General features: G+C 46.3%; 19 protein-coding genes. 1 reads left to right on the top strand and 18 read right to left on the bottom strand.

Features of this window, described 5'->3' with window-relative positions; translation table 11 throughout:
• Nucleotides 1–154: 154 nt before the first annotated feature.
• The 5 genes from ASG89_RS29730 to ASG89_RS29750 form a co-directional block, all read right to left on the bottom strand.
• Complete coding sequence (locus ASG89_RS29730; RefSeq protein ID WP_414813309.1) at nt 155–3,283, bottom strand: DUF5695 domain-containing protein; 3,129 nt, start codon at nt 3,281–3,283, stop codon at nt 155–157.
• Nucleotides 3,284–3,618: 335 nt separating this feature from the next.
• On the bottom strand, nt 3,619–4,488 hold the full coding sequence (locus ASG89_RS29735) for a carbohydrate ABC transporter permease (RefSeq protein ID WP_057314971.1): 870 nt from the start codon (nt 4,486–4,488) through the stop codon (nt 3,619–3,621).
• Nucleotides 4,485–5,408, bottom strand: coding sequence for a carbohydrate ABC transporter permease (locus ASG89_RS29740; protein WP_057314972.1), 924 nt, complete (start codon nt 5,406–5,408; stop codon nt 4,485–4,487). The genes ASG89_RS29735 and ASG89_RS29740 overlap by 4 nt, the downstream gene beginning before the upstream one ends.
• A 72-nt stretch (nt 5,409–5,480) precedes the next feature.
• Complete coding sequence (locus tag ASG89_RS29745) at nt 5,481–6,884, bottom strand: ABC transporter substrate-binding protein (RefSeq protein WP_063868225.1); 1,404 nt, start codon at nt 6,882–6,884, stop codon at nt 5,481–5,483.
• 161 nt (nt 6,885–7,045) lie between these two features.
• Complete coding sequence (locus tag ASG89_RS29750) at nt 7,046–9,022, bottom strand: glycoside hydrolase family 127 protein (RefSeq protein WP_057314974.1); 1,977 nt, start codon at nt 9,020–9,022, stop codon at nt 7,046–7,048.
• 449 nt (nt 9,023–9,471) lie between these two features.
• Here ASG89_RS29750 and ASG89_RS29755 point away from each other — a divergent pair, with 449 nt between their 5' ends.
• Complete coding sequence (locus ASG89_RS29755) at nt 9,472–9,807, top strand: hypothetical protein (protein WP_057314975.1); 336 nt, start codon at nt 9,472–9,474, stop codon at nt 9,805–9,807.
• Between the two features lie 213 nt (nt 9,808–10,020).
• Here the strand turns inward: ASG89_RS29755 and ASG89_RS29760 are convergent, their stop codons facing one another.
• The 13 genes from ASG89_RS29760 to ASG89_RS29825 all read right to left on the bottom strand — a co-directional run bounded on the left by ASG89_RS29760 (nt 10,021) and on the right by ASG89_RS29825 (nt 26,606).
• Nucleotides 10,021–10,236 (bottom strand): hypothetical protein, encoded by a 216-nt coding sequence (locus ASG89_RS29760; protein WP_057314976.1) that lies wholly within the window; start codon nt 10,234–10,236, stop codon nt 10,021–10,023.
• Between the two features lie 833 nt (nt 10,237–11,069).
• Nucleotides 11,070–13,862 carry a polysaccharide lyase family 8 super-sandwich domain-containing protein gene (locus ASG89_RS29770; RefSeq protein WP_057314978.1) on the bottom strand — a complete coding sequence of 931 codons (2,793 nt, stop codon included), beginning with the start codon at nt 13,860–13,862 and terminating at the stop codon, nt 11,070–11,072.
• Nucleotides 13,863–13,906: 44 nt separating this feature from the next.
• Nucleotides 13,907–15,295, bottom strand: a complete 1,389-nt coding sequence (locus tag ASG89_RS29775; protein WP_057314979.1) for an FAD-dependent oxidoreductase — start codon at nt 15,293–15,295, stop codon at nt 13,907–13,909.
• A gap of 95 nt (nt 15,296–15,390) precedes the next feature.
• A complete protein-coding gene (locus ASG89_RS29780) occupies nt 15,391–16,923 on the bottom strand; it encodes an extracellular solute-binding protein (protein ID WP_057314980.1) in 1,533 nt (510 codons plus the stop codon).
• Between the two features lie 43 nt (nt 16,924–16,966).
• A complete protein-coding gene (locus tag ASG89_RS29785; protein WP_057314981.1) occupies nt 16,967–17,827 on the bottom strand; it encodes a carbohydrate ABC transporter permease in 861 nt (286 codons plus the stop codon).
• Nucleotides 17,821–18,747 (bottom strand): ABC transporter permease, encoded by a 927-nt coding sequence (locus tag ASG89_RS29790; RefSeq protein ID WP_057314982.1) that lies wholly within the window; start codon nt 18,745–18,747, stop codon nt 17,821–17,823. The genes ASG89_RS29785 and ASG89_RS29790 overlap by 7 nt, the downstream gene beginning before the upstream one ends.
• A 153-nt stretch (nt 18,748–18,900) precedes the next feature.
• The gene (locus ASG89_RS29795; protein ID WP_057314983.1) at nt 18,901–20,640 is read right to left on the bottom strand and encodes a histidine kinase; all 1,740 of its coding nucleotides are present in this window, start codon (nt 20,638–20,640) and stop codon (nt 18,901–18,903) included.
• Nucleotides 20,637–22,199 (bottom strand): response regulator, encoded by a 1,563-nt coding sequence (locus tag ASG89_RS29800; protein WP_057314984.1) that lies wholly within the window; start codon nt 22,197–22,199, stop codon nt 20,637–20,639. Before ASG89_RS29800 ends, ASG89_RS29795 begins: the two co-directional genes overlap by 4 nt.
• Before the next feature lie 148 nt (nt 22,200–22,347).
• The gene (locus tag ASG89_RS29805) at nt 22,348–22,659 is read right to left on the bottom strand and encodes a hypothetical protein (RefSeq protein WP_057314985.1); all 312 of its coding nucleotides are present in this window, start codon (nt 22,657–22,659) and stop codon (nt 22,348–22,350) included.
• 9 nt (nt 22,660–22,668) lie between these two features.
• Entirely contained in the window at nt 22,669–23,343 is a 675-nt protein-coding gene (locus ASG89_RS29810) for an MBL fold metallo-hydrolase (RefSeq protein ID WP_057314986.1), read from the bottom strand.
• Nucleotides 23,344–23,438: 95 nt separating this feature from the next.
• Nucleotides 23,439–24,254, bottom strand: coding sequence for a carbohydrate ABC transporter permease (locus ASG89_RS29815; RefSeq protein ID WP_057314987.1), 816 nt, complete (start codon nt 24,252–24,254; stop codon nt 23,439–23,441).
• Nucleotides 24,255–24,269: 15 nt separating this feature from the next.
• Nucleotides 24,270–25,163: a carbohydrate ABC transporter permease gene (locus ASG89_RS29820; protein ID WP_057314988.1), complete on the bottom strand. Its 894-nt coding sequence runs from the start codon at nt 25,161–25,163 to the stop codon at nt 24,270–24,272.
• 120 nt (nt 25,164–25,283) lie between these two features.
• On the bottom strand, nt 25,284–26,606 hold the full coding sequence (locus ASG89_RS29825; protein ID WP_057314989.1) for an ABC transporter substrate-binding protein: 1,323 nt from the start codon (nt 26,604–26,606) through the stop codon (nt 25,284–25,286).
• Between the last annotated feature and the right edge of the window lie 12 nt (nt 26,607–26,618).

A 26,618-nucleotide genomic window follows, 5' to 3' on the forward strand; every position in this document is an offset into this window, starting at 1 on the left:
TAAGTATAGCCCCCGGATAAGGGATTATCGATACATGATATCAACCTATTCTTTAAAAATATCAACCTATTTCAAGCTGCCTTCTACCTGTACATACGCAAAAAGCTGCCCTGCAGATCAACGAAGATCCGAAAGGCAGCTTCTCGTACATGGATTAGGTTCCGAATACTCGCCAGGATTCAATTCCTGAAGATGTCGTCGCTTTGGCTGTGATGTTGACACGAATTTTGGTGGTAGAAACAGGCGTAAATGTCGTCGTGTTGTATTGATTCGCAGCAACCCCTAATCCTGATGGGCTTGCTACATTGACCCATGCTGTTCCATTCCAATACTGAATGGTATAGGAGGCTGGCAGATCGATACCTTGATCGTCGTCAAACCAATAAATCGCTGTACTGGATAATGTTTTTGCTGAGGCAAAGTCGTATTGAACCCATTGCGTCGTACCTGGATTATCCCAGTTTCCATACACGGAATGCCCTCTGTCATTTGAACTTGTTGGTGCATACCCATCGTTCAGACCTGCCAGACTTTCCCAAGACGATACGAACGAAGTCGTCGCTGTCCCTTGCGGTGCAACATCCTGAGGACCTGACGGTGTGCCTACTTGCAGTTTCACATCGTACGTAGTATTCGTTCCAATGCTGAGATTGACAATGGTTTTAGCACCTGATGTCGCCGTCACTGTGCCTGTTTGCACGTTGTTCACAAGCACATTATACGTACCTGCTGCAAGCCCCGTAAATGTAACTTTCGTCGTGTGGGCAGCTGTTGTCATTGAATTTTTCAACGTAAAATTAACGTCATTCTTTGCTATTGCCACAATAGCTGATGTATATTGGTCACGCTCAAGCTCCATGGAGAACTTCTCCGTAATGAGATGCAATCGTTTGAACAAGCCATCCTTCGGCGTGATCGTATATTTCCCGTTGCTTGAGGTCACGTCCGCCCCATAGCCATACAAGCCAAAGATAGGGTCAACAGCCACATCCGCACTTAGAATTTTCAAAGCACCGAACAGCCCAAGATCAGCCTCTCCACTCATCCCGCGCCAGCCATTAAATAGAGGACCGCCGTCAAGCCCTAGAGCGCCGTTATTTCCTTTACTTGCTTGATACGTCCAAGAAACAGCACCGATATTCGCTGGATCACTACTGATTTGACCAGAATTAATCGCACTGATATTCGCTATTTTGGCCGCATAGGATAACCGCTGTTCCCTCTCAGGCGTCGTGGAATTCGTACGAATCCAGTCATCCATCGCATAACCTGCAAGTGACGTACTGTATTGGAAATTCCACCAGTTGTCCCCCGTAATCGTTACAGGATCTGTGTAGTAATACCACACTGGCATATGTCCGCGTGCTGCTCTCGTTTTGGCATTGATTTTACCCTTGATGGTATTGTTATTATTCATCTTAGCCAGCATATAGACAGATTCTTCTCCTGTATTATCGTAGCTGTATTCAGAACCATACGGATAAGCATTTGCCGAAAAATTGTTGTATTTCGTTGCCATTTTGCTAATAATATCATTCGCTTGTGTTGAATAACCTTCGTCTTGCAGTGCTTTAATGATGTCTGGCGTTGTTAACTCACCCATTAACCCCGTCTCCCAGTTGTAAGCAACAGGTCCATCATACAAAGCTTTGAACACATTATAGGCACGCAGCAAATACGTATTTTTGGGATTCTTGTAGGTCACAAGATTCGGGTAAAGCTTTGCGATTTTATACATACTGAAGTACGTGTTATAAATATGCGGATACGCATAACCCCGATAAGTTGGTGTTGTGTTCGGCTGTGCCATTAAGAAATCGGGTACCAGATAGTCGGTATGATGGCCATTCATCAAATTCGTCCATACCGCCGTTTCCAAATAATTATCAACCGCTGTTACTTCCGAAGCGATTGGTGTAATGGCATTTTTCTCAGCAAGGAATTGACCATGTGTAAGCCCCCAATCATCTCCCCACCCCCAGTATCCAGCGAAATTGTTTCGCTTCGCTTTGGTCTGCATCATCCAGTCGTCAAACACTTTATCCCGAATATCCCCTGGCACATTCCATTGTTGATTATTCACCATGAACGTCGAATGCCGTTGTAATGCCGCATCGATAGGTTCAATGGCATAGAATTGGAGGACTGTTTTCTCTCCATTGCCATACGTAACCGTAACATTGTTCTGTCCCAAATGGGTCATCATCATCTGATATAATTTGTGATTCGTTCCCGTCGTACCTAAAGAAGTAATCGTCGTCTCTGATGGGTATTGCGGCGTAACGGCCGTTATTGTTTTGGAGGTGTGCAAATCAAATTTAGCCGTCTGATTCGTTGGCACAATCATGCCAGGGACCACATTGAAATCGACCATTCCTTCGCTATATAACCTGTCTTGAACAGCATACTCATCCGCAGCTTTAAAGAATTTGAAGGCGTACGTTTTGCTTGCGCCTGGTGCAAGTGTCAAACTGGTGTTCGGCAAATATCCGCGACCGTTGCTTTTAATCACATTGGAGTGGATATAGTACACATTCAGACCCTTCGCATAGCCGCCTTGATCCGCTGCCCACTTGCTGCCCGGATGCTCCTCAACGCGCCAATTATCTTGATACTCAAGTCCTGCTCCCGTCGTCGTGTCAGGTACCATGAGCAGGGAAGGACCAATACCGCTAGGACGCTGCGCCACGATATACGAGCTATTGTTACCGATAAAAGCATGTGTAATGATGCGTGTCTCATAGATGGGGTCATTATTGCCGGCAGTGAAGAACTCATTGAAGGGGAGCGGGAGGCCGAAATCTCCGATTTCCAAAGATTGCGTGCTCGTATTCGTAACGGTGATTCCCCATTTCAAATAGTCACTTACAAGGGAGTAGGATTCATCGACTTTAAAATTTTTAATACCTGCACTGTTGGTTGAATTCTGATAGGTAATATTGACGGTATTGCCCGTCTGGGAAGTGGTTCTACCATCCGCCGATTTACTCGATAACGCTTGCGTCCAAGCTCCTGTTCCAAGCCTGTAAGTAAACATCAGCTCCCCAACCCATTGATGATCAGCCGTATTCTGATTGGGTGCATTCGTTGCATTCATGACATAGTTGGTTGGGTATGTATCCCCGCCAATTTGTAGAGAAGTAATTTCGCCATTCGTGCCCGTCTGGACCGTAAAATTACTGTTCGTAATGGTATTGGCGGAAGCGAGTTGCGGCACCAACAGGATGGCTGCTGCAGTAAACGTTGAAGCTGCAAACAGTTGCACGCGTTGTGACTTCGACATCTTGCTCCAATACTGTCTAAGCATTTGCTTCATTAGATAGCCTCTCTTTCTCATTTAAGATTTCATCGACATCTAGCAGGGATACCATTGGGCTTTAATCCTGGCAGTATCGTGCTGTCATCCTTTGCGGCGCACCCCCTATCATCCATTGAAATTGTAGCGCTTACATTTCCTATCATATCTAAAAATTGTGTGATTTAATTTCATTTTCACAACCTTTTTTTACACTATATGAACTAATATCACCGCAGATTTATTTAAAAATCTCAACCTGAAAAACCCCTAAAGGATTATCCTTCAAGGGGTTTTTTAGCTTCGCTTCTTATGGCAGAATATTAACTTTTCATACCGGTCAACGTGATTCCTTCTACAAAGTACTTTTGACCAATCAGGTAGAAAATAACGCCTGGAGCAAAGGACAGGCACGTGGCTGCCATCGTCAACGACCAATCTTGCTTTAATTGACCTTTAAAATTGGTAAGCCCCAACGCGATAGTGAATTTTTCGCTCGAATTAATGTAAATCATCTGTTGGAGCAAATCATTCCATAAGCCGATGAAAATAAACAATGCGACGACAATCATGGCGGGCTTGATCGCCGGCATAATAATGCTGAACAAAATCCGGAAGTACCCGGCCCCGTCAATCGTTGCCGCTTGGTCGAGTTCTCTCGGTATGGAGAGAATAAACTGTCGTATCAAAAAGATATTAAAAGCGCCGCCGCCGCAAAAATATGGCAAAATCAATGGCAGATAGCTGTCATGGAGCCCCAACCCCCGTGTCCAACCGATGTAGAGGGGAATGAGCGTAACCATGGCAGGCAACAGCATAGAACCGACGCAAAGCATCCAGATCAATTGTTTGCCTCTAAACCGCAACCTCGCAAAGGCATATCCGCACAAGGTAGCCGTGAACGTCCCCCCCAAGCAGGAAGGAACAATAATGATCATCGTATTCCACAAATATTTCCAAAATTTAAATATATTCAATGTTTTTTCATAATTGGAGAACAACCAATTTTTCGGTATGAGAGACGGCGGATATTTGTAAATCTCGGGATTCGTCATCAGTGACGTACGGAATATCCACCAAATCGGGAAGAGCACGATGAGGGCAAATACAATGACGACTATAAGTGTAAGCACGTTCATCGTTCGTTCACTGCGTTTCTTGCTCTTATAACTGGTGTATGCGACTTCGCTCATTTATCGTCGTCTCCTTCGGAAAAGATCCACCGTTTAGACGTCTTGAACAAAACGGCAGTAAAAGCGGCAAGAATGGCGAAAATAATAAAGGTCGTCGCGCAGGCATAACCCAGCTTGTAGTTGACGAAAGCCTGATCATACATCAGATAAGTCATGAATCGAGAAGAGTTGCCCGGACCGCCATTGGTCAAAGCAAGAGCAGGCGTAACGACTTGGAGATTGGCGATTAGGCTCAGCAACAGGTTGTAAAAGATAATCGGCGTCATACAAGGCAAGGTAACATGCAGGAAGCGATTCCATCCATTCGCGCCATCCATTTCAGCTGCTTCATGATAGACGCTTGGAACGCTTTGAAGCCCAGCCAAAAAAATAACGATTAAGTTCCCCGACAGCCAGACCGCAATCAATGAAAGAGATGGGATTACGTAATTGGAATCCGCGATAAAAAGGACTTTGTTCAAACCGATTTCGGAGAGGAGATAGTTGAAGAAACCAAAATTCGCCTCGTAAAGCCAGGACCATCCTACATATATAGCGGCAGCAGGCAAAACGAAAGGCACATAGAATATAGCTCTGAAAAAACCTCTTGCCGGAATTTTACGGTTCAACAGCATCGCTATGAAAAGGGAATAAATCATACTTCCGGCTACAGATAAAAATGCGAAGTAGAGCGTTGCTATAATTGAATCTTTAATATAAGGATCGGTGGTAAATAGCGTAATATAATTGCTGAAGCCGACGAATTCAGGGTTTTTTAGTCCCGTCCAATTCGTCATACTAATTCCCAACACGCCAAGAAGAGGCAGATATGTAAGGAAGATCAGTCCGAGTATTGCTGGAATCAAGCATATATAAGCAACGCTTGCCTCACTTGAATGAAAGCGGGAACGGCGTTGCTGAGGTTTATTAAAGGTTTCCATGTCTTGCCCCCCACCTCATATTTGAAGGATGACCACCGCTTGCAAGTTCTTGGCGGCCATCCTTCCGATACGTTATTTTTTGCCTTTATTGGCTGCTTTCAGAGCTTCGAGATTTTTGGTAATGGCATCCTTAGCGGTAGCTTTACCAGTCCATACATCCCCCAAAGTCGATCCCAGCAAGGTGTTAAAATCCGTCGTATGATTCGTATAGAACCAAGCAGCTGGTCTGGCGGCTGAGGATTGCGCATAATCGACTACAGCTGACTTGTATTCGGCATACGGAGGGAAGTTCTTATTGTCGACCCACTTATGCGTAAGTGTTTCATCTGTATACCACTTCTTCAGTGTTGGCATCCAAATGCCCGATGAGATCAGTCCCCAGTTGTTTTCTTCAGCCGTGTACCATTTCAGCCATTCCATCGCTTCTTTCGGATGCTTGGTCTGGGAGAATACGACATTGGCACCGCCGGTGTTGAGGGTAACTTTTTGCTTAAAGTATGGTAATACGGCTACGCCATATTTCAGTCCTGCTTCCTTGGCTGCATTCAAGCTAGTTCCTATGTTCCACTGGCCGTTTGTGGCCATGGCAACCGTTCCTGCGATGATGGTACGCTGAATGCCATCATCGGTCTGTCCAACAGACAACGGGGCAACTTTGTCTTTCAAGTACAGATCCGCGACTTTCTGAATCGCTTCGATACTGGCGTCTTCCCCAATTCTTACCGCTGTACCGTCATTGTTATAGAAACCCCCGCCATTGCTAAGCACCCAGGCTTCCAATTGCCATGCCAGGTTTTCGACGGATGCGCCATACTGAACGATGCTCTGCGGATTAAAGCCAGCCTCGTCAGCATGTTTGCCATTCTTGTCGACCGTCAGCTTCTTCGCCGTTGCTACGAATTCGTCCCATGTCCATGCTTTATCCAATGCGGATGGCGGATAAGGTACCTTCGCTTTATCAAACATGTCTTTGTTGTAATAAAGAAGGAGGATTTCATTCGCAGCAGCATAGGCTACGGTTTTGCCTTGATATTTGTAAGCAAGGCTATCCAGCGGCTTGCTGTCACTACCCGCGTACATTTCACTAACATCTTTCAGCATGCCATCGGAGGACCACTGGATGACGCCATCCTCTTTCAATATTCCCGTATCTGGCAATTGACCTGCCGTCGCCTGCGTATTCAACTTCGTCATGTAGTTTTCCCAAGGAATCGCTTGCACTTTAACTTCGATTCTGTTTTGAGAAGCATTAAATTTATCCGCCGCTGCCTGGGTTGTGCTTCCTTCAGCCTCGCTTCCCCACATCGAATAGGTAATCTTAACCTTCTCCGTGGAAGGAGCTGCCGTTTTCTCTGGTGTTTTTGTAGCTGCTTCTCCCGTTGGCGATGCGCTTGGTTTATCAGTATTCGTGGAGCATCCAGCGACCAAACCTAAGATTAATACCATAGACACGCTAAACATGAATTCTTTTTTCATTGTTTTCACATTAACCCCTCCATCATATATAATTCAACGTCAATCCTTAATTCCTCCCGCGTTGGCAGGGAATATTTCATCTGACTATAAGGACTGCTATCGAGTAGTTTGCTCCCTTCCCTCCTTGACCAGAGTCAATAATTGTCATCTATCCTTGCACCTCATGAGGGTAAAACCGTATTTTCTCTGATCCACACTCGCATTTCGCCGCTTCCCCGATTCGCCCAAGCAAAGTATGGGATGAATCGAGCGGTCGTAGCTACCAAATGATCTTCGTCTTTCACGCGGTACAGTTGATCCTTCCAGCCCTCGTCTTGGATCCGGTAAGCAGTTAAGTCAATGGTAAGTAGTCCGCCTAATAAGCTGCTATCAAAATTAACTTGATCTTCGAAGCCCGGATGGATGATCAGCTTATGCAGCCCTTTGCCATTGTCAGCTTCCTCCAAGCAGTACACCATCGGCCCTCGCTGGATGGCGACCATGCCTACGGTCTCGCGAATCTCAGGATTGCCTTTCATCGGGCTAACCTTCATCGGTAGAACTAGATCGACGATATCGCCTGCGTTCCATGTCCGTTCAAGATGCAGATATCCGTTAATCAGGCGCAGATCGGATTCCGCTACCGGTTGCTCGTTAACCCTGACATCCCAAGACCCGCACCAGCTCGGTATCCGCAAAGCCAAGGAGAAAATTTTGGGCCCATCCATCGTTAGCTCGAATCTGATGTTACCGTTCCAAGGCAAGTCGGAATGCTGGGTGAGCCCAATAGCGCTGCCATCCACATCCACCGTGACTTGACTCCCAATATATAAGTGAGCATAAAGGGCATGCCCATGGAACGAGTAGATATAGTTGCCGAGAGAGGCAAGCAGCCTAGCGATATTAGGCGGGCAACAAGCGCAACCGAACCATCGCTGCCTTTCCATCTTCACGTGATCGAAATTCTGATTCTTACCGCTCGCTTCAGGCCAAGCTTCCAAAGGATTCACGTAGAAGAAGTGCTGTCCGTCGCGAGACATTCCGCCGATAACGGTGTTGTAAAGCGCTCGCTCCATGACGTCTGCGTATTCGCTTCTTGGCTCGATCTGAAGCATGCGCTGGGCGAAGAAGATCAAACCGATCGATGCGCATGTCTCAGCATAAGCCGTATCGTTCGGCAAATCGTAATCGAGCGTGAATGACTCACCATAAGACATCGAGCCGATCGATCCCGTAATGTACATTCGCTTGTTCACGATGTTATGCCAGAGCGTCCGGCATGCCTTCAGCAACGCCTCGTCTCCGGTCGCTGCCGCTACGTCGGCCATCCCGGTGCACATATATACGACCCGCACCGCGTGTCCTTCAGCCGTCTGCTGCATGCGAATCGGGAGGTGCGCTTGGCTGTAAGATTTGTCCTTGGCTATCTTCAACGCTTGGAAATGAATCTCGCCATTCCGGCGATCGAACTCTACGTCGTAGAAGTGGGGAGTCTGCCCTCTCTCGTCCAAGAAGAATTTCGCCAGCTTCATATATCGCTCGTTGGAGGTCGCTCTGTAGAGCTTCATCAGCGCCAGCTCGACCTCTTGGTGACCATCATAGCCTTTAATCTTGCCATCCTCTGGCCCGAACGTCGCATCGATGCAGTCGGCCAGCTTGCAAGCCACTTCCAGTATCTTGCCTTTCCCCGTGGCCTTCTCATAGGCGACCGCCGCTTCGATTAGATGACCCGCGCAATAGAGCTCGTGGCACTCCGCGAGATTCGTCCATCTGCCTGCTTTTTCTTTAAGTGTAAAATACGTATTCACGTATCCGTCCGCATGCTGCGACTTCGCGATCAGATCGACGACTTCGTCCGCTACTTTCTCCAGATCGGGATCAGGCATTTGCTCCAACAGATAACCGACGGCTTCAAGCCACTTGGCCACGTCGCTATCTTGGAACACCATGCCGTAGAAGTCACCTTGCTCTAATCCGGCGGCGATTCTGAAATTCTGGATGGCGTGACTCGGCTCGTTGCCTTCGATTCGGTCATTCAGCGCCTCCCATTGGTAAGGGACTACCACATCGCGAATTAATGAAATATAAGGGGACCAGAAGTCATCCTGGATGATCACGTTCTTCAATTGAACAGGTGTTGAGATGGATAAGTTGCTCATCAAGTATGCCCCTTCACTTAAATTTCGCTTTCCTCTTAATGAAAGCGCTATATTTATAATACATGTGATAGCCTGGTATTAATTAAAGTTTTACAACCACTTTTTTAAAAATAACAACCAATAGAAACCATCCCAAATAAGCTCTCCGCTTATCCCATCTTTCATCTTTTGCGTTCCCAGACTGGGTAGATTTTGGGATTAACTGGATTTTATACATCTATTTCCGGGTAAAACTTGCCTTTGGGGAGTTTAACTGGATTTTATACATCTAATTTTGCCCGAAATGTCCCATTTGGCGAAATTGGCATGAAATAACGGGGAAACGAGCACCAAGAACAACACCTACCCCCTAACATGTAAACTCTTATTTTTATTAATAAGATTCGCTCTTGTAATTCCTTAAATTCCGAGTATAATACTAGGTATAACGCCGGAATGAGGTAAACGCCATGCTAAAAACCGTGAAACTAGAGCAACGCTGGAAAGATGATTACTTGGATTTGTTGAATTATGCGAAGCAAATCGGGGACGTCCAATGGCAGAACGACATTATACAGACGCTGAGTAACTCAGCCTTATATATGCAACAAACGACACTTGAATATCAAATAAGCCAATTATGGCAACAGTTCGATGCCGTCAATACGAAGATGTTGGAGCTGTACAAACAGCTGAGAGAAACAGATAACGCGTATGCCTCTTTTCGGTTGATCGAGGAAGTCTGGGGATTGAAACTACAGCGGGTTGAAATTGGTAAACAGTTGAACGCGACTTACCATAGCTAGAAAATGCAAAAAATCCCGTATGCGGTTTTCCGCTCTACTGGACATCGGTTCCTGCCTATTCGTTATTTCCTTGCATGCAGTCATCTGCTCTGCAGAATTGCTTTTCATGGTACGCATCAATTTGCAGATTGATATGTACAGATCTCATCATTTCATCGGTTGAATTCAATGATAACCGTTTGTGTGTGATAACTCCTTGCCTAAGGATGAATCTTACACAGCGGTTTGTTTCATTTCACGCATCATGCCCATCATCATCGTCATCATCTCATCGCATGACTGCATTTTGGACATCATCATATCCATATCCATCATGTCCTTCATTTCCATACCTTGCATGCAATCCATCATCATCTTCATGTTGTTCATTTTACACATCATTTCTTCCATACACATCGACATCATCATTTTCATGCTCATCATTTCCATTCGTTCCACTCCTTTCTCTCTACTTTATTTGTTTTCCAACAATTAGAAGATTAACCCATTTGAATGATTTAATCAAGCCTTTTTCAAAAAAAATATTGCATTCAGCTAAATGATTATGTTATATTTATTAGTTTGCTAAATACCAATTTCACCCCTTGGACTGAGGGTTTTAGTCGGATTTAATGCTAGTGCGCGAAGAAAAACGGCTGTGGATCAGCCAAGTTGGAGCAAGCGTGCGACTCCCGCTTTGGCGGGCCCTAAGTCGATTTTTTCGACTTACGAGCACGCTGCTCGCGCTTTGGCGGGCCCTAAGTCGATTTTTTCGACTTATGGGCGCGCGGCTCGCGTTTTGGCGGGCCCCAAGTCGATTTTTTCGACTTACGAGCACGCTGCTCGCGCTTTGGCGTGCTCTAAGTCGATTTTTTCGACTTACGAGCGCGCTGCTCGCGCTTTGGCGGGCCGTAAGTCGATTTTTTCGACTTACGGGCGCGCGGCTCGCGCTTTGGCGGGCTCTAAGTCGATTTTTTCGACTTATGGGGGCGCAGCTCCCGCTTTGGCGGGCTGTAAGTCGATTTTTTCGACTTACGGGCGCGCAGCTCGCGCTTTGGCGGGCTGTAAGTCGATTTTTTCGACTTACGGGCGCGCTGCTCCCGCTTTGGCGGGCTGTAAGTCGATTTCTTCGACTTACGGGCGCGCGGCTCGCGCTTTGTCGGGCCCTAAGTCGATTTTTTCGACTTACGGGCGCGCGGCTCCCGCTTTGGCAGCTCCGCTCGAGGCGCGCAAGCCATGAACCAAACGAAAAAGAAGCCTCTCGGCTTCTTTTTCCCTACCTGCTAAGGCACTGGCTCAAATTTAACCGCATCCACGGTTACATAACCATTCGCGCCATCGTTGCGCACCTTTACATTGCCTGACGTACCTGCATCAAACGTATACGTACCCAACAAATTCCACTGGCCGCCATCCTGGGTTTCATCTATGGTAACCGTTGAAGTAACGCCAGCATGAAGGATGTCCACCTGGGCATTCGTTGCCCTATTCGTGTGGGAAGGCCACCACATATACACCTTATACGTCCCTGCTGCCGTTAGCGTAGGAGTGAAGGCAGCACTCTTTAATCCATGATAGGTGTTACCGTCATGCAAATAACTTATGCCATACTTATTAGTCAGATTCGTGCCAAAAGACCACCTTCCAACCAGCGTAACGCCCGTAGTATCAGCATCATCCACAATAATCGTAGCTGCAACCGGCGCTAAACTGAACTTCACTTTGAACGCTTTCCCCTTCGCCCCATTCACATTCACGCTAAATTTAATCGTAGGGCTCAACTGGGTAACGGTAATGCCTGCATCTGCCGTGAGTGTCCCAGCCCCCGCCTTGTTAATCTCAACCTGAATAGAGCCCGTATTCGCCTGCTTCGGATCGGATACAGATATTTCGAAACCATTCGATGTTTCCTTCGTCATAACGGCTGTTTTCTTATTCGAGGTTATCCGATCCACAGTCGTCACCGCATCGTTCCAGAAATTCACACCTACAACATTCAGCGTATTCTCTTTCACCGCTTGCGCACTGGCGGAATTCTCCAACACCGTAATATTCGGATTGTTGGCATAGCTAGCAACCTCTGCGCTGGTCTTGTTCGGCAGAATCACATACTGATACGCCTGATCCGTTGCATTGCCGCCATGATCTAACCACATCGTCATATAATTCTTCGTAATGCTGGTGCCCGACGTAACACCCGTCGTCTTAATTTGATTCCATTTGCCGGTTCTCGCTTCCCGTTTCGCTTGGACCGCTACCGCCGTTGGGAAATAGTAGCCGATATCCGAACCTGGCACATTCCCTGCCAGATGCATCGTGCTAACGCTAGGCAGCGATTGCGACCATCCCAAACTAGTGGATTGCGCCACGCCATTCACCGTCAAAGCATTGGAACCTGTACTGTTCAATTTACGATTCTCAACAATCGTTTCAATCGACTTCGCATCAGCACTCGTAATTCCCACTCCTAATGCTACAATCTCATCATCAAACATAAACCACGATTTTTTGGCGGTTAACGTACTTGGCGTATTCGAGGTAATCCCCATCTCCATGCCAGTAACACCATATACGCCAAGGATATCTGTTCCTCCGACCCAATTGCTCGTATTATGCTGGCTTACCGCATACGTCGCAGAAACGACCGTCGTTCCAGGCAACCGATATTTATCAACTGTCGGCCAGAAATCCTCGCTATATTGGTTCAGGTCATTATTATACAGATAAGTCGTACCTACACCCGTATACCAGCCCTTCAAATTTTCACTATTGGCTCCTTCGTAGCTTCCTATTTTGTTCGAGAATAGAGCAAGACCGAATCCATAGCCAGGCCGAAGCTGGACCGTTCTAGCCATGGAGCTAAATTGTTGATATTTCACCAGTTCGCTAGCCGGAGCTACAGCAGAGTCGCTCATGATGCCTTGGGCTAACAAGATCATGTTGATGGATGCATCCGTGTAGAACTTGTTCGTGGTACTGCCTTGATTTTCCGCCCCAATCCAGTATTTGATCATGCTTTTGAAGGCGTTGGCATCCGCAGCAGGAGCAATTTGAGATAGACGAATTATTCCTTGCATAATGAAATGTCCTGCATCCCGATCCTGGGAAGTGTAGCGAGCGATTTCTCGGCCACGAGACATATCCATCATGGCCCCTTTGTAGATAAGCGGCTGATAGGATTTATAAATCCATTGATACACATTCGACTGGTTGGCATTCGTAATCTCGTAAGTTGAGCCTTTTAACAAATACATCATATTGGCCGTATCTATTAAGATGTTAGCGCCATATCCACCTGTGTACGCATAAACATTATGCTGGATGAAAGAACCATCTGCGTAGAACCCATCACCTGTCGTCACATTTGAAAATAAGGTCGTTAAGGCATCGCGAGCGGCAATAAGCTTCACACTGTCCTTAATAATCACACCTCGCAAGATGAGAACCGCTGCCTGCCATGACAGATTGGCTCCAGCTTTATTCACCGAAGGCAAGTACTTAATCACGGCATTCATGTAGTTCGTTATTTGCGTCGCGCTGAGTGAATCGTACATAAGTACAACGGTATCATTCAATGCTGTTGGTGCGCCGATCTGCCAATCCCACCAATTGTCATAGGAGGCTTTGGTAGAATTGTATCGCCATGTATTCATCCAATCCAACGCCATGATGACATCTGCAATAAGTTGAGGGTCCCCATACAGCGGAGATCCGTAAGTCTGTGTCGCTAACGCCATGTCCCTAATGCGACGGAATCCGGAAGTCACTTGACTGGACGTACGATCTCCAGCTGGCAAATCGACCCACAAATAATTCGTAGGTGCCGCCGGCGCCTTGTTCATACGGTCCCAATAGTCTTGAGCAGTAGCCGTAATCGCTGCGATTTTCGGACTAATATCCCCATCCGTCACGGAGTAGGAGGTTCCCCCAGTCAGCATTGTTTTCCATTTGGCCCTCAATGTATCGAATTCATCTGTTGCATACGCTTTTTGCGGGACGTAAGTACTTATAATCATAAACACCATTAACAACATGAAACTAACATACCAAATTCGCAGTCCTTTCCCGTTAACCATGGAACATCCCCTCTCATAATGGTAGTGCTATTAGCCGATCTCATTTACAAAATAATAGATCCCCCCTCTCGCAGCGTCGAGCGAAGCTCCTCCGTATTCACGTCGCCAACTCCGATATCTGCTCGCAGCGCTAGATAAGCCGCAACGCCAGCTGCTTCACCAGTCTGATTCATATTTACCATGACACGAACTGCACCATAGGCGACTTGATCCACATCAATCATGCGACCGCAGGTCAGCAAGTTGTCATAGCCTCCGGGAACTAAGCAGCGGTACGGTATCTGATAAAATGTAGGATCTTGCTCCGTTTTCTCCCGCCATCTCCCTTTGACCACGGGATATCCTGGGCGCACATACGCCTGCTCGCCATCCAAATATTGAAAGGTGATCCCCGGCTTATCATCATGGTGAATATCCACACGATAACTGCCATTCGCAATGGCATCCTCAAAGCGGACACCATACAGCACATCATTCCCAGTAAGGCGATACTGACAATGGATATGCCTAGTTTCGCGAATGCCAATGTAAGAGGGAAGCGAGAGCAGTGTCAGCTTATTGTCTGGCCCATATTTGCGTACCATATCCATGATCGCTCTAACCTGTCTTCTTCCTTCCATTTCGCTTTGTGTCAAGGATAACCCCTCCTTGCAGTCCACATCATACACTCTTGTCCCCGCATACATATAGACATCTTTACTGCCGGGTACGAAGCGCCCCCAACCGAAGCCCTCTGGCAAGTCGAATTCAGCCTGATGCTTAATGAGGGCATCATTTAAGTCAAGTCCCTTCAAAGAATTAAACCCTGTGACATCATTAAACCCTGGGCCCGATCCCCATCCACCGATTTTGGCACAAGTCGTAGGTGGTTGCCGATGATCCTCATTCGTTAACGGCAGCATCAGACGCGCGCACAAATCACCGTCACCTGTTGCATCGATGAACATTTTCGCTTTAATCGCACCTCTGCCTGACTTGTTCTCCACGAGGATGGCCGTTAATTTACCATCAGTAAGGACTGGTGCCACGAACATCGTATGCAAATAAGGCCCCACCCCCGACTCTGTGATGAGCTCATCCAATTCGATTTTCAACTCTTCCGTATTCAGCACATAGCCGACCGAATGGCTCTTCTTCTCTTCCGCCACAGCCCCTCGCCGATCCAATCGTTCCACGGTTTCTTGCGTTAAACCGCCAATAATCTGCTGCTTGAACTCGGTATCATAAAAGCTATGCCAGATATTGACTAAGCCCGACGTCGCAACGCCGCCGAAATTATTTTGCTTCTCCACAATAACCACACTTGCACCCAGCCTCGCTGCCCGTACAGCGGCGAAGACTCCTGTGCAGCTTCCGCCAAGCACACAAATATCCACTTCTTCAATGACTGGAACCGACTTCGCTTCTTCCAAAATATATTCGTTTGTATGCATCTGCATCGACTCCTCATTCATCCTTTAAATGTGAAAGGGCTGAAACGAAAGCTATTTGACAGCCTTGCTCCAGCCCCTTAAAATACCTTGCTTTTCTACTTGATATAGCCCAGCGGCTTCAGAACCAAGTTGCCTTGCTCCACATATTTGGATAGCTGATAGTTGGTCTCTAGTGTTTTGGTGAACGCATCGAAGCTGTCTAGTGGACTCTTGCCAAAAATAAACTTCGTAATCTCTTCGCTTTCGAAGCGATTTTTATCACTGATGGACACGCCTTCCGGATTCGGAATAAGCTCTGTATAGGTCTCAATGCGCGGTTGTTTCTCGGCAAAATCAATAAATGGCAGCTGCTTCGTAAATTTCGCTTTCAAATAATTCTTTTCATCTCGTCCTGTTAATTGATGATTGAAGGCGAAGCCTGTTTTGGAGCTGTCCGTCACGACAGGGATGTTATTTTCCATTTTATAATGCGTACCTTCGATTCCGTACATTGTCGTTAAATAGCCTGGGCCATCTGCGATATAATTGAAGTATTCTAGGATTTTATTCAGCTTCGCCGGGTCCTTCGCGACTTCCTTGGACACAGCAAACCGTCCACCTGTAGCACTGATGTCAAAATAGCCTTGGTACTTACCACCTGGACCTGTTAACGCATCCATTTGTACCCAATTCGCTGCTGGATTCACCGCTTTGTACTGCGCAATATAATCATCCTTGGTCATTTCGCCCCAGTTGATATATAGAATACCCGCTTGCCCTTTAAAAGCTTTCTCCTGATGCTTCAAACCTTTGTTCGTCATAAATTCCGGATCGACCAAGCCCTCGCTAATCATATCCTTAATGTAGGACAGGGCTTGCTTCGTTTCTGGCTGTGTAGTCGAGTACACAACTTTATTATCCTTGATCATGAACTGACCAGGTGAAGCCACGCCGAATGCGGAAAATACGGGGTCAAAGGTACTTGGTGTATTCACAGCATCTGGTGTTCCAATACCAATCCCGGTAATCCCGTACGTATCTTTTTTGCCATTGCCATCGGGGTCACGCTCTGTAAAAGCCTTCGCTACAGCCTTCAATTCATCCAACGTTTTCGGAGACTGTAAGCCCAACTTATCCAGCCAATCCTGACGAACCCAATAGCTCGACATCGGCAGATAGGCACGTTTCGCGATCGCATATTGCTTGCCGTCTACCTTACCTTTATTCAGATCAACGTCCTTCAACTTCGCTTTAATATTCGGCATTTTATCCATATAAGGGGTCAAATCCAGCAAAATCCCTTGTTTCACATAGTTAGCAAGCTGCACCTTGGACACCGAGAAAATATCAGGCGTTGATCCCCCGGCAATTTTCACATTCAACTGTTGGTCATAATCCGTCGCACCGACGTTAAATTGCAAATCCATATTCAAATCCTTGTTCAGCTTGCTCAAAATAAAATCGTCAGCCATGCCCGGATAGTTGGATCCGCCTATGAACAAATTAATTTTCACCGGACCTGCGGCCGTTGTCGTGCTTGGTGCCTTCGTGCCCTTCTCTTGGCCACTTTCAGTCTTAGATGAACACCCCGTCACAACCACACATCCAATTAATATCGTTGATAAGACTACTGATAGCTTTCTTTGCATCTGATAATCCCCTCTCATATGTGTACTAGAAACATTAACCCCATTAACCTTTAATGCCGCCAAGCAGAACGCCTTGTGTAAAATACTTCTGGATGAACGGATACACGATGATGATCGGTACCGCCGATAGCACAACAGCAGCCATTTGCAGGGATTGCGTAGGTAACACACTCTCTATATCCATGGGCGGCAGCATTGAGTTAATCAGAATCGTCTTCAAGACGACCTGGAGCGGATACTTGCTCGTATCATTGACATACATGATGGCCTGAAAGAATTCATTCCAGTGACCAACCGCATAGAAGAGACCGATTGTCGCAATAATGGGCAACGAGAGCGGAAGCACAATGGTCCAGAGGATTCGCAGTTCACCAGCACCATCGATTCTAGCAGCCTCATCGAGACTTTCAGGGAGATTTTCAAAAAATGTTTTCATAATCAATAAATTAAAGGACCAGACCAAGCTTGGAATAATTAACGACCAGACCGAATTAATTAACCCCGTCGCTTTGACAACAAGATAGGTTGGTACGACACCGCCATTGAATAGCAACGTAAAGGCAACCAAGAACAGGAGAATGTTCCTTCCGGGCAGTCTGCTCTTACTAAGCGGATAAGCCATCATCGTTGTGACTAACAGGTTCAGCACTGTCCCCACAACCGTAATGAAAATCGTAACCCCATACGCTCTTGGTATTGTAGGATCATGGAGGAAAGCCGAGTAGGCTTCCAACGTTAATTTTCTCGGAAAGGCTACGAAGCCGCCATTTTTGAGCACTTCACTAAGCGGTGTCAATGACACGGACAGCACGTACATGAGCGGGAATATAACAGATACGACGAGAAGGGCAAGGATCAGATAGACAAGGACATCGAACCAGACCTCTTGTTTACTTTTTACCATACGCCTTCCCCCCAACGTCTAGCTATGCGATTCGCTGTAATGACCAACACGAAACCGACAACTGATTTAAACAATCCAACGGCTGCAGCCAAGCTGAAATTCAACTCTTCCAACCCTGTGCGGAATACCCAGGTATCGATTATGTCAGCAACCTCGTAAACTTGCACATTATACATAATGTAAATCTGATCAAATCCGGCATCGAGAATCTGTCCAAGCTTCAAGATCAGAAGCAGGATGATAACATGACGTATGCCTGGAAGGGTCACATGCCAAATCATGCGCAATCTTCCTGAACCATCGATGCGTGCCGCTTCATACAGGGTCGGATCAATGCTTGTAATGGCAGCCAAGTAAATGATCGCTGTCCAGCCGATATCCTTCCACACATCCGATGCGACAAGAATCGTACGAAACCATGTGGTGGAAGTTAGGAACGAAATCGCGTCCCCGCCGATGTTCTTCACCCACAGATTGACCAGACCATCCGTTTCGGAGAGGAACGCTGCTGCAATTCCGTAGATAATAATCCAAGACAGGAAATGCGGTAAATAGGTGACGGTTTGCACGAATCTTTTGAAGAAACGGGCTCTGACTTCACTTAATAGAATAGCTAAAGCAATTCCCGGCACCATACCGAACAACAGCTTATAAATGCTGATCAGGAACGTGTTCCTTAGCAAAGTGAAGAAGTACGGTGAATCATAAAACGTTTTGAAGTATGCGTACCACGGGCTTGCCCATGGACTGTCGAATACGCCGAGCATGACATTGAAATTCTTAAATGCGATAATCGCGCCAAACATCGGACTATAGCGATACACCGCGTAATAAATCAAGCCTGGCAGCAGCATCGCGTATAAGACGCGAAATGACCATATGACGCTAAGTTTTCTTGTAAGTGTCGATGTTCTCTGCATCGCTGTGTCCCCGCTTTCTATCTGGTTGACCTTGCCTCCTGATAGATTTATGATAAGCTTTTTCCAATAACGGGGTAACAGGTCAGAATTAAAGAAACACATGACATTTTTAAGGCAAAAAAAGCAAGGACACATTCCCTCGCTTTCCGTTAATTAGTCCGTTGATTCCAGAATTGGATGACGCAACGTCGCTTTAAAGCCGTGTGGCACCTTGTTTTCTACCTCTACGCCATAGTGGCGACCGTAGTGCAATTGCAGCCTTCTATTTACATTATATAGCCCAATACCGCCTTCGGTAGCGCCTTGGACAGGAGTCGTCCATTTGTAATCTTCTAACTGGTCCGCTTCGCAGCCATTCCCATTATCCTCAACGAGGATAACGAGATCTTCAGCTTCTTGATAAACCGTAACCAAAATTTTTCCCTTACGTTCCGTTAATTTATTCATGCCATGCCTCACAGCATTCTCTAATAACGGTTGAACGAGCAGCTTTAATATTTTCAGATGGAGTGACGATGGTTGAACATCAAATAAGACCTGAAAAGCCTGATTATTGCGTAGCAGCTCAATTTTAATATAGTTCCTCACATGCTCCAGCTCTCGCTCAATGGTTGTCCATTCGTTCTCCTCATTCATGCTGAACCGAAGCATATTAGCCAGTGTCGTCACCATGTCGCCAATGGTTTGCTCATGCGCGGACTCTGCTTTCCATTTAATCGAATCGAGTGTGTTATAGAGGAAATGGGGATTGATTTGGTTAATCAACATCCGCTGCTGAAGCTGCTGCTTCTCGGATTCAATCTCTTTCGTCGTCTGCAGGAGACCCTCCATCCCTTGAATCATCGAGTTAAAGCCACGCACCATTTGCCCGATCTCATCCTTCTTCGTAGCAAATTTCTTGAAATAGAGCAGTCGCCCCAGCTGAACCTGCCGCATATGCCGGACAACCTCTTGGATCGGTGTGGTGAACTGGCGAACAATGAAGAATAGCATGACGAAAATAATAAAAAGACTCCCAACGATCATCCAGAAGGTAAATATTTTAATCCCATCAATCCGAACCGTTAAATCAGATACTGGAATGGTGGCAATCAGGCTCCACAGATCCTTCCCGCTATCGGCTATAGCTTGAGAAGCGACATAATACGATTTCCCTTGCATCAGCTCTGTTTCGAACGTACTCTTCTGACCTTGAAGGGTAGATGTTGGCAGCGAAACCGACTCTTCCGGCCCTATCGGCAAATTAGAAGCAAGGACATTCGCCTGACCATCCGCTAGCAGCAATCGGAAACGCGGGTATTGCGAAGGCGTAATCAGTTGCTTAGTCATCCACGTATGCGATATTTTGAACACCATCACACCGGCATTCTGAAAATCAGTGAGGGTGCGTATCGCCCGGACATAATAGAGATCTTTGGACGCTCCGCTTTGCCCCGTCTCGAAAGCCCAGTAGGCTTTTCCGCCTAATTCGAAGGATTTCGTGATTCGCTCCTTTGTCAGCTCCAACCCGAAAGAAGAATGGCTATTCATATAATTCGGATAGTTCTCATAATGATTCGGCAAAATGAACAACTCATAGGCCCCTCGGAGCTCCTCCGTAATTCCTTTCATCTCCGTGATGAATTCCGCTTCTTGAAAAAAGTCCAGAGGCGGCGGATTCTGCAGCATGCGCTGCAGCTTCGATGAGCCAATGACACGAAATCCAGCTGTATCCAGCTCTCTCAGAAACTCATTCACTTTCTCCGTATTATGCTGGAGATTATCCTGCAGGAAGGCGGACGTGACGTCCTCCACTTGCATTTTCGAACGCTCATAGGACAGGTACCCCAGTAGTACAACAGGGATAAAAATAGCGACCATCAAGGGCAGCAGCAGCTTTTGAAATAAGTTCATTTTCCGTATCGAAACTCCTTCGGGGTCTGCCCTGTCCGCTTCTTAAACAGCTTGCCGAAATACTGCAAATCTTGATACCCCACTTGCTCGGCAATTTCATATATTTTCAACTGGCTGTCGCGCAGCAGCTTCTTCGATTGCTCCATGCGCAGCTCCGTCATATAATCCAAAAAGTTCGTGCCCGTCTCTTTCTTGAACAACTGACTGAGCCATACGGGATGAATCGCTAACTGATCCGCGACACTCTGCAGAGTGATATGCTGCGCATACTGCGTGTCCAACAAGTTCTTAGCCTTTTCTATAATCGCATTGGAATGACTGCTAGCAACTCGCTTGGCCACACCCGTTAAGTAATTGAGCATGAGTGCCTTTAATTGTTCCAATTGTTCGCACTGCTCAAGATCTTCCCACAGGGACATCGGAATTTGATTCACTGGAACCGCATATTTATCCCGCAGCACACTATGCAAATTCAATATCCATTCCAGGCATTTCTTCGATACATCTTGGTAATCCTTCACTTCCTGGGCGGAGACGTAATAACTGACAATATGATCGACCGTCTTGCTTATTTGCTCCAAATCCCCCTGCAGCATGCCGCTCGCAGCTAATTCGAACGACAATCGACTCGGCTCCTGGTCGGACTGAAGCTCCTCAGCATATGTATGGACGTTATGGCCCGGAGTCATATAGACCATCTTCAAAGCTTTCAAGGCTTGTTGGTACGCTGTCGAAATGCTCTGGAACGAGAACTGTTCTTCACTTATTCCGAAGCCTAACGTTAACTTTTGATACTGCCATACTTGGGTTTGAACCTCCGCCACCATCTGCTCGATTACTTCACTAGGCGCAATCAGTATCCAATTGTGATGGATATTCGGGAACACGACTGATGGTTGAAAACTCTCGATCAGTTCCTCCGTAATGTTCCCAACGGCAAAGTTTTCTAACTCCGCTTGTTTATCCACGAGATTCGTCCGATCTTGCCGCACAATATCCAGGGCAATCACAGAAAAATTGGCATTCGCGAGCCAAGTGAGCTCCCACATTTGCAAGCGGTGGAAAATATGCTCCTGCAAGACAGTTGGCGTCATACATAAGCTTAGCAAGAATTTATTCTGGAGCAGCTTCTTCCCCAGTTCCGCCTGTTTCATTTGCCCTGAGATGTACTGGTCGTTCCTTCGCTCGCCTTCAATCATTTCGATAACCTGCTTGATTTTCGTACTAAATTCCTCTTTCGAGAATGGCTTTAATAAATAATCCATCGCACCCAGCTGCATGCTGCGCTGCGCATATTGGAAGTCACTGTAACCGCTTACCATAATGATTTTGGGATGATAGTCTGGCATTTGAATCGCTTGCAGCATATCAATCCCCGATTGTTGCGGCAGGACAATATCAGAAATAATGATTTCTGGTTTATGATGTCTAATCAGTTCTGTCGCTTCTTCCGAATTCGTAACGGTGAAGATTTCTAATTCATCCGTGGCAATCGCAGCCACAGCCTCTGCCATACCTTGCAAGATCTCCTGCTCATCCTCGATAATGATTAGCCTCATGGTTTCTCAATCCCTTACATAAGATGTGTCCTGTGAGATCATGATTGTCTTGCAATCACTTTACCATCATGGTGAGAGAGAAAACAATGGATTTCATCTCAAAATAAAAAAGACCCAACACCATAGATCCCATGGGTTGAGTCATTCCTCAATCGTACTTCTCTTCATCCACGCGTTCTACCCGATCTAGAATCAATTCTAATTCCGTCTCCAAATTCAAATGCAAAGGCGCAGGCAGCTCATCGAAAATATGTTGAATCATTTCATTTCCAAGCAGATCATCCAGGGTTAGAGGCATCGGTTCTTGACGGAGCACCCACTCACGGACCGTATCAATAAATACATAGAACGAAGATTGAAATTGATCGGCTACAGCTTCCTTCTCATCACTTTGATACGAGGTCATTACCCCCCAGTGATGAAGTGTCGTCTCAAAAGCTTGTTTGACTTTGGGATCCATGGCGTACTCCTATGCCTGACCTTGTGCAATTTGAGCAAGACGCTCTTTAATATTATCCGTACAAATGCCACCATGATATGTGATGACAGTTTCAATGTCATAGTTCAGCAGCTTTGCTACGGATTCGAGCGCTAACGGCATATCCGGCGTGAACTGAGGATTTGGAGGCATCAGTACGCCGTCTTGCGACGTCAGTGCGTCTCCGGAAATTAATGTTTTGCTGTTCGGGTGATACAGACTGATATGATCCTGTGTATGCCCAGGTGTATAAATGACTTGAATGCCGCCGCAATAAGGGAGAACATCCCCATCCTGAAGCGTCACATCCACGTTAGTCGGAGTGACCAAAATCTTGCGTTTCTCCGTAGGTATTTCCCCTTGAATGTAAGGCTTGCCTAGTTCGTGTGCCAGCACTTCGATCCGTCCTTCTGAAGCGTTGACCAGATCTGGCAGACTGCCGATGTGATCCATATCATGGTGCGTAATAATGATTTTCGTCAGCTTGTCAAAAGGAAAGGATGCTGCAGCAAGTTGCTCGCGAATGAGTCCTAACTGGCCAGGGATACCCGTATCAACAAGGATGACATCCTGCTCGTCCCAAAGTAGTGCCGCATGTACGGTGAATGAATTCCCATTAGCGTCCATATCCAAAATAAACGGTTGAATTCCTGCTTGATCAGCCATTCCTGCACCTCCAAAATAGTTGCCTAACATCTTAATTCCATTGTAATGGCTGGCGCATGCTAGATCAATTATTGCATCGATTGCAATGCCCCTTATTATTTGATCCCCGAATGCATGAAGCTTTCCACAAACTGACGTTGGAACACGAAAAATGCTGTGAGAAGAGGCAGGATCACCAACACAGTAGCCGCCGTTACTGTCCCCCATTGCGCTCCCGTCTCAAACGATTGGGCAAAGACTGCAATCCCTACAGTTAAAGGTCTCGTTTCGATGGAATTCGTTATGATAAGCGGCCACATGAAATCATTCCAATGTGCACTGACGGAGATTAAGCCAAAGGCCAAATAGGTCGACTTGGCTGAAGGCAGATAGACGTGCCAGAGTATTTGCCACCAACGGCAGCCATCCATTCTCGCAGCCTCGTCCAAATCCATTGGGATTTGCTTAAACGTTTGCCTGAGGAGGAAAACACTGAACGAGGAGGCCCAATAGGGCAGCATAATCGCTAATTTGGTGTCAACAAGACCCAGATCTTTCATGATTGTATAGTTCGGAAAAATGAGAATATCAGGTGGAATCATAATTTGGATTAGAAACAGCATGAACATGATGCCTCGGCCAGCAAAATTCAATCTAGCAAACGCATAGGCGGCAAGGGTAGCCGTTATCAGCTGTGCAGCCAGCACCCCGATGACGATGATGATCGTATTGGAGTAGTAGCGAAGAAAAGAAATGGTATGCCATGCCGTCTTATAATTTTTAAATGTTGGATGCTCAATTGCAAAGGGATTCACACGGGTAATGACTTCACTGGACGGTGTAAACGAAGTAAAAACAGCCCAAATGAGCGGAACCGCAAAAACGATAGCCAGCAGCGCGATGACAAGCCGGTTGGTGATCTTAACGACCATGACGCTGACCCCTTTCTAGTAATGGATACGTTTATCCAGAAATGCATAGTTAAAGATGGAAATACTCAGTAGAATAACGAGCAAAACGACAGTAAGAACCGAGGCTTTTCCCATATCCCAAAAGCTAAAAGCCGTCTCATAAATATGGTATAACAGCAGATTGCTTGCGTTGTTTGGGCCGCCTTTCGTCATCACATACAGGTGATCAACTAATTTAAAAGAATTCGTCGTGGCAATAATCATAACGAATAGCGTTGTCGGCATTAAGAGCGGGAACGTTATCTTTCTGAAAGTCTGCAAAGGGCGCGCCCCCTCCATTTCTGCAGCTTCATATACTTCCTTGGGTAAATTCTGCAAGCCAGCCAAGTAAAAAATCATAAAAAAGCCAGCTTCCTTCCAAATCACCATGAGCATCATCGAAAATAGGACCCATTGCGGATCGCCTAGCCAGTGCGGAGCTGGTATGCCAAACACGCTTAGAAATTTATCAAGCAATCCATAAGTTGGTGTATAAATAAACAACCATATATTTGCAATAGCAATCATTGGAATGACCGTCGGATAGAAAAATAGCGCACGCAGCAGACCGGTGCCTCTGAACTTATTATTCAACCAAATGGCTGCGTACATCGCCAACAAGATACTTACAGGAACTGTACCAATGGCCAGCAGCACATTATTTTTCAATACTTTTAGGAAGATAACGTCTTGAAAAACATGGGCATATTGATCGAGCCCGACAAACGTCTTGTCCGTGAAATCAGAGCTGTAGAAGCTCCAATAGATCGATTTGAGAATAGGATAAAAAGTGAATACCCCTAAGAATAGCAGCGAGGGCATGAGCAGCGCATAGGCGAAACCATGCAATTTCCAATTGATCTTGCTCTTTGTACGAAGTGCCGGTTGCATTGAATAAAATCCCCTCTTTCTCACAACTCGTGAAAGCCAGCGGAAGGGAAGCACCGGCCAATAACACGGAGATAACCTCCGTTAGCCAGCACTTCCCTCTCGTTACGCTATCCATCGCTGCTATTTTTGAAAGTTTTTCAAAATGTCATCCGCTTGCTGCTGTGATTTGTCCAAAGCCTCTTTCGGGGTCATCGTTCCTAACAACGCAGCTTGGATATTATCGTTAAACAGCTTGGTTACTTGGCCATTCTGATAAGTAGAAAGCTCACTATCCGCATATTTCAGTTGATCCCTTGCCACAGCCGCTTGTGGGAAATCCTTAATGTAGGTTTTCAGCTTGTCCGTCTCATAAGCAGCTTTGGTAGTGCCTACATAACCTGTGTCAATGGACCACTGCGCCACTCGATCAGGCTGTGTTAAGAACTGAATAAACTTAACGGATGCTGCTTTGTGGTCATCTGGAATATTTTTGAACACATACAGATTGCCGCCGCCCGTTGGTGAACCATACTTCTTATTGGCAGGCAGGAACGCTACCCCAAAGTTGAACTTCGCATCTGTTTTGACTTTTGTTAGATTTCCTGTTGTGTGGAACATCATCGCCGTTTTCCCGCTAATGAAGTCGGAAGGAACGGTTGCCCATTCGAGAGCACCTTCTGGCATCACTTTATCCTTGCGCCCTAAATCGGTGTAAAATTGCAAAGCTTCCAGTACTTCCGGTTTGTTGAAAAACACTTGTTTCCCATCAGGTGAAACGAGGTTCGTGCCCGTTTGAAGGGAAAGTGCTTGCGTCATCCAGTACTGATAACCTGTGCTAGGAATTTCAAGGCCCCACTGCGATTTGTCGCTAGTCGTGAGTTTAGCTGCGTACTCCTTTAGTTCCATCCAGTTCGCTGGTGCCTTCTCTGTATCTAATCCTGCCTTTTTAAATAAATCCTTGTTGTAGTACAGCACGATCGTACTGCGTTGAAAAGGTACGCTCCAAACCGTATCTCCTGACTTCGTATTTCCCATAAAAGCTTCGTAAAAACCGTTGAAATAGTCCTTGGAGAAACGAGGCGTCAAATCCTCAATGGCTTTCATCGAAATCAAGCTGTACAGATCCGTTGAAAGCAGTACGGCTAAATCAGGTGAGTTGCCCCCTTGTACAGCTGTTGCAACCTTAGTCATCGTATCTTGATAGCTGCCACCATACACGGGTTTGACTGTAATCGTTGGGTTTTCCTTATGAAAATCGTCAGCAAGTTGATCAATTAACTTGGTAATTGGTCCACCGACCGCTACTGGGAAGTAAAATTGCAGTTCAACCGGCTTTGTGCTTGCTGTAGCTTCGGCGCTTGCCGTCGGTGCTGCAGCCGTTTTGGTTTCTGTGCTGCTCTCTCCCTTCGCGCAAGCTGTAGCAACTAACGTGACCATGAGTAGTGAGACGAGTGCTTTTTTCATTGTTTTTTCCTC

This window comes from Paenibacillus sp. Soil766 (assembly GCF_001428105.1).
Classification (GTDB): Bacteria; Bacillota; Bacilli; order Paenibacillales; family NBRC-103111; genus Paenibacillus_E.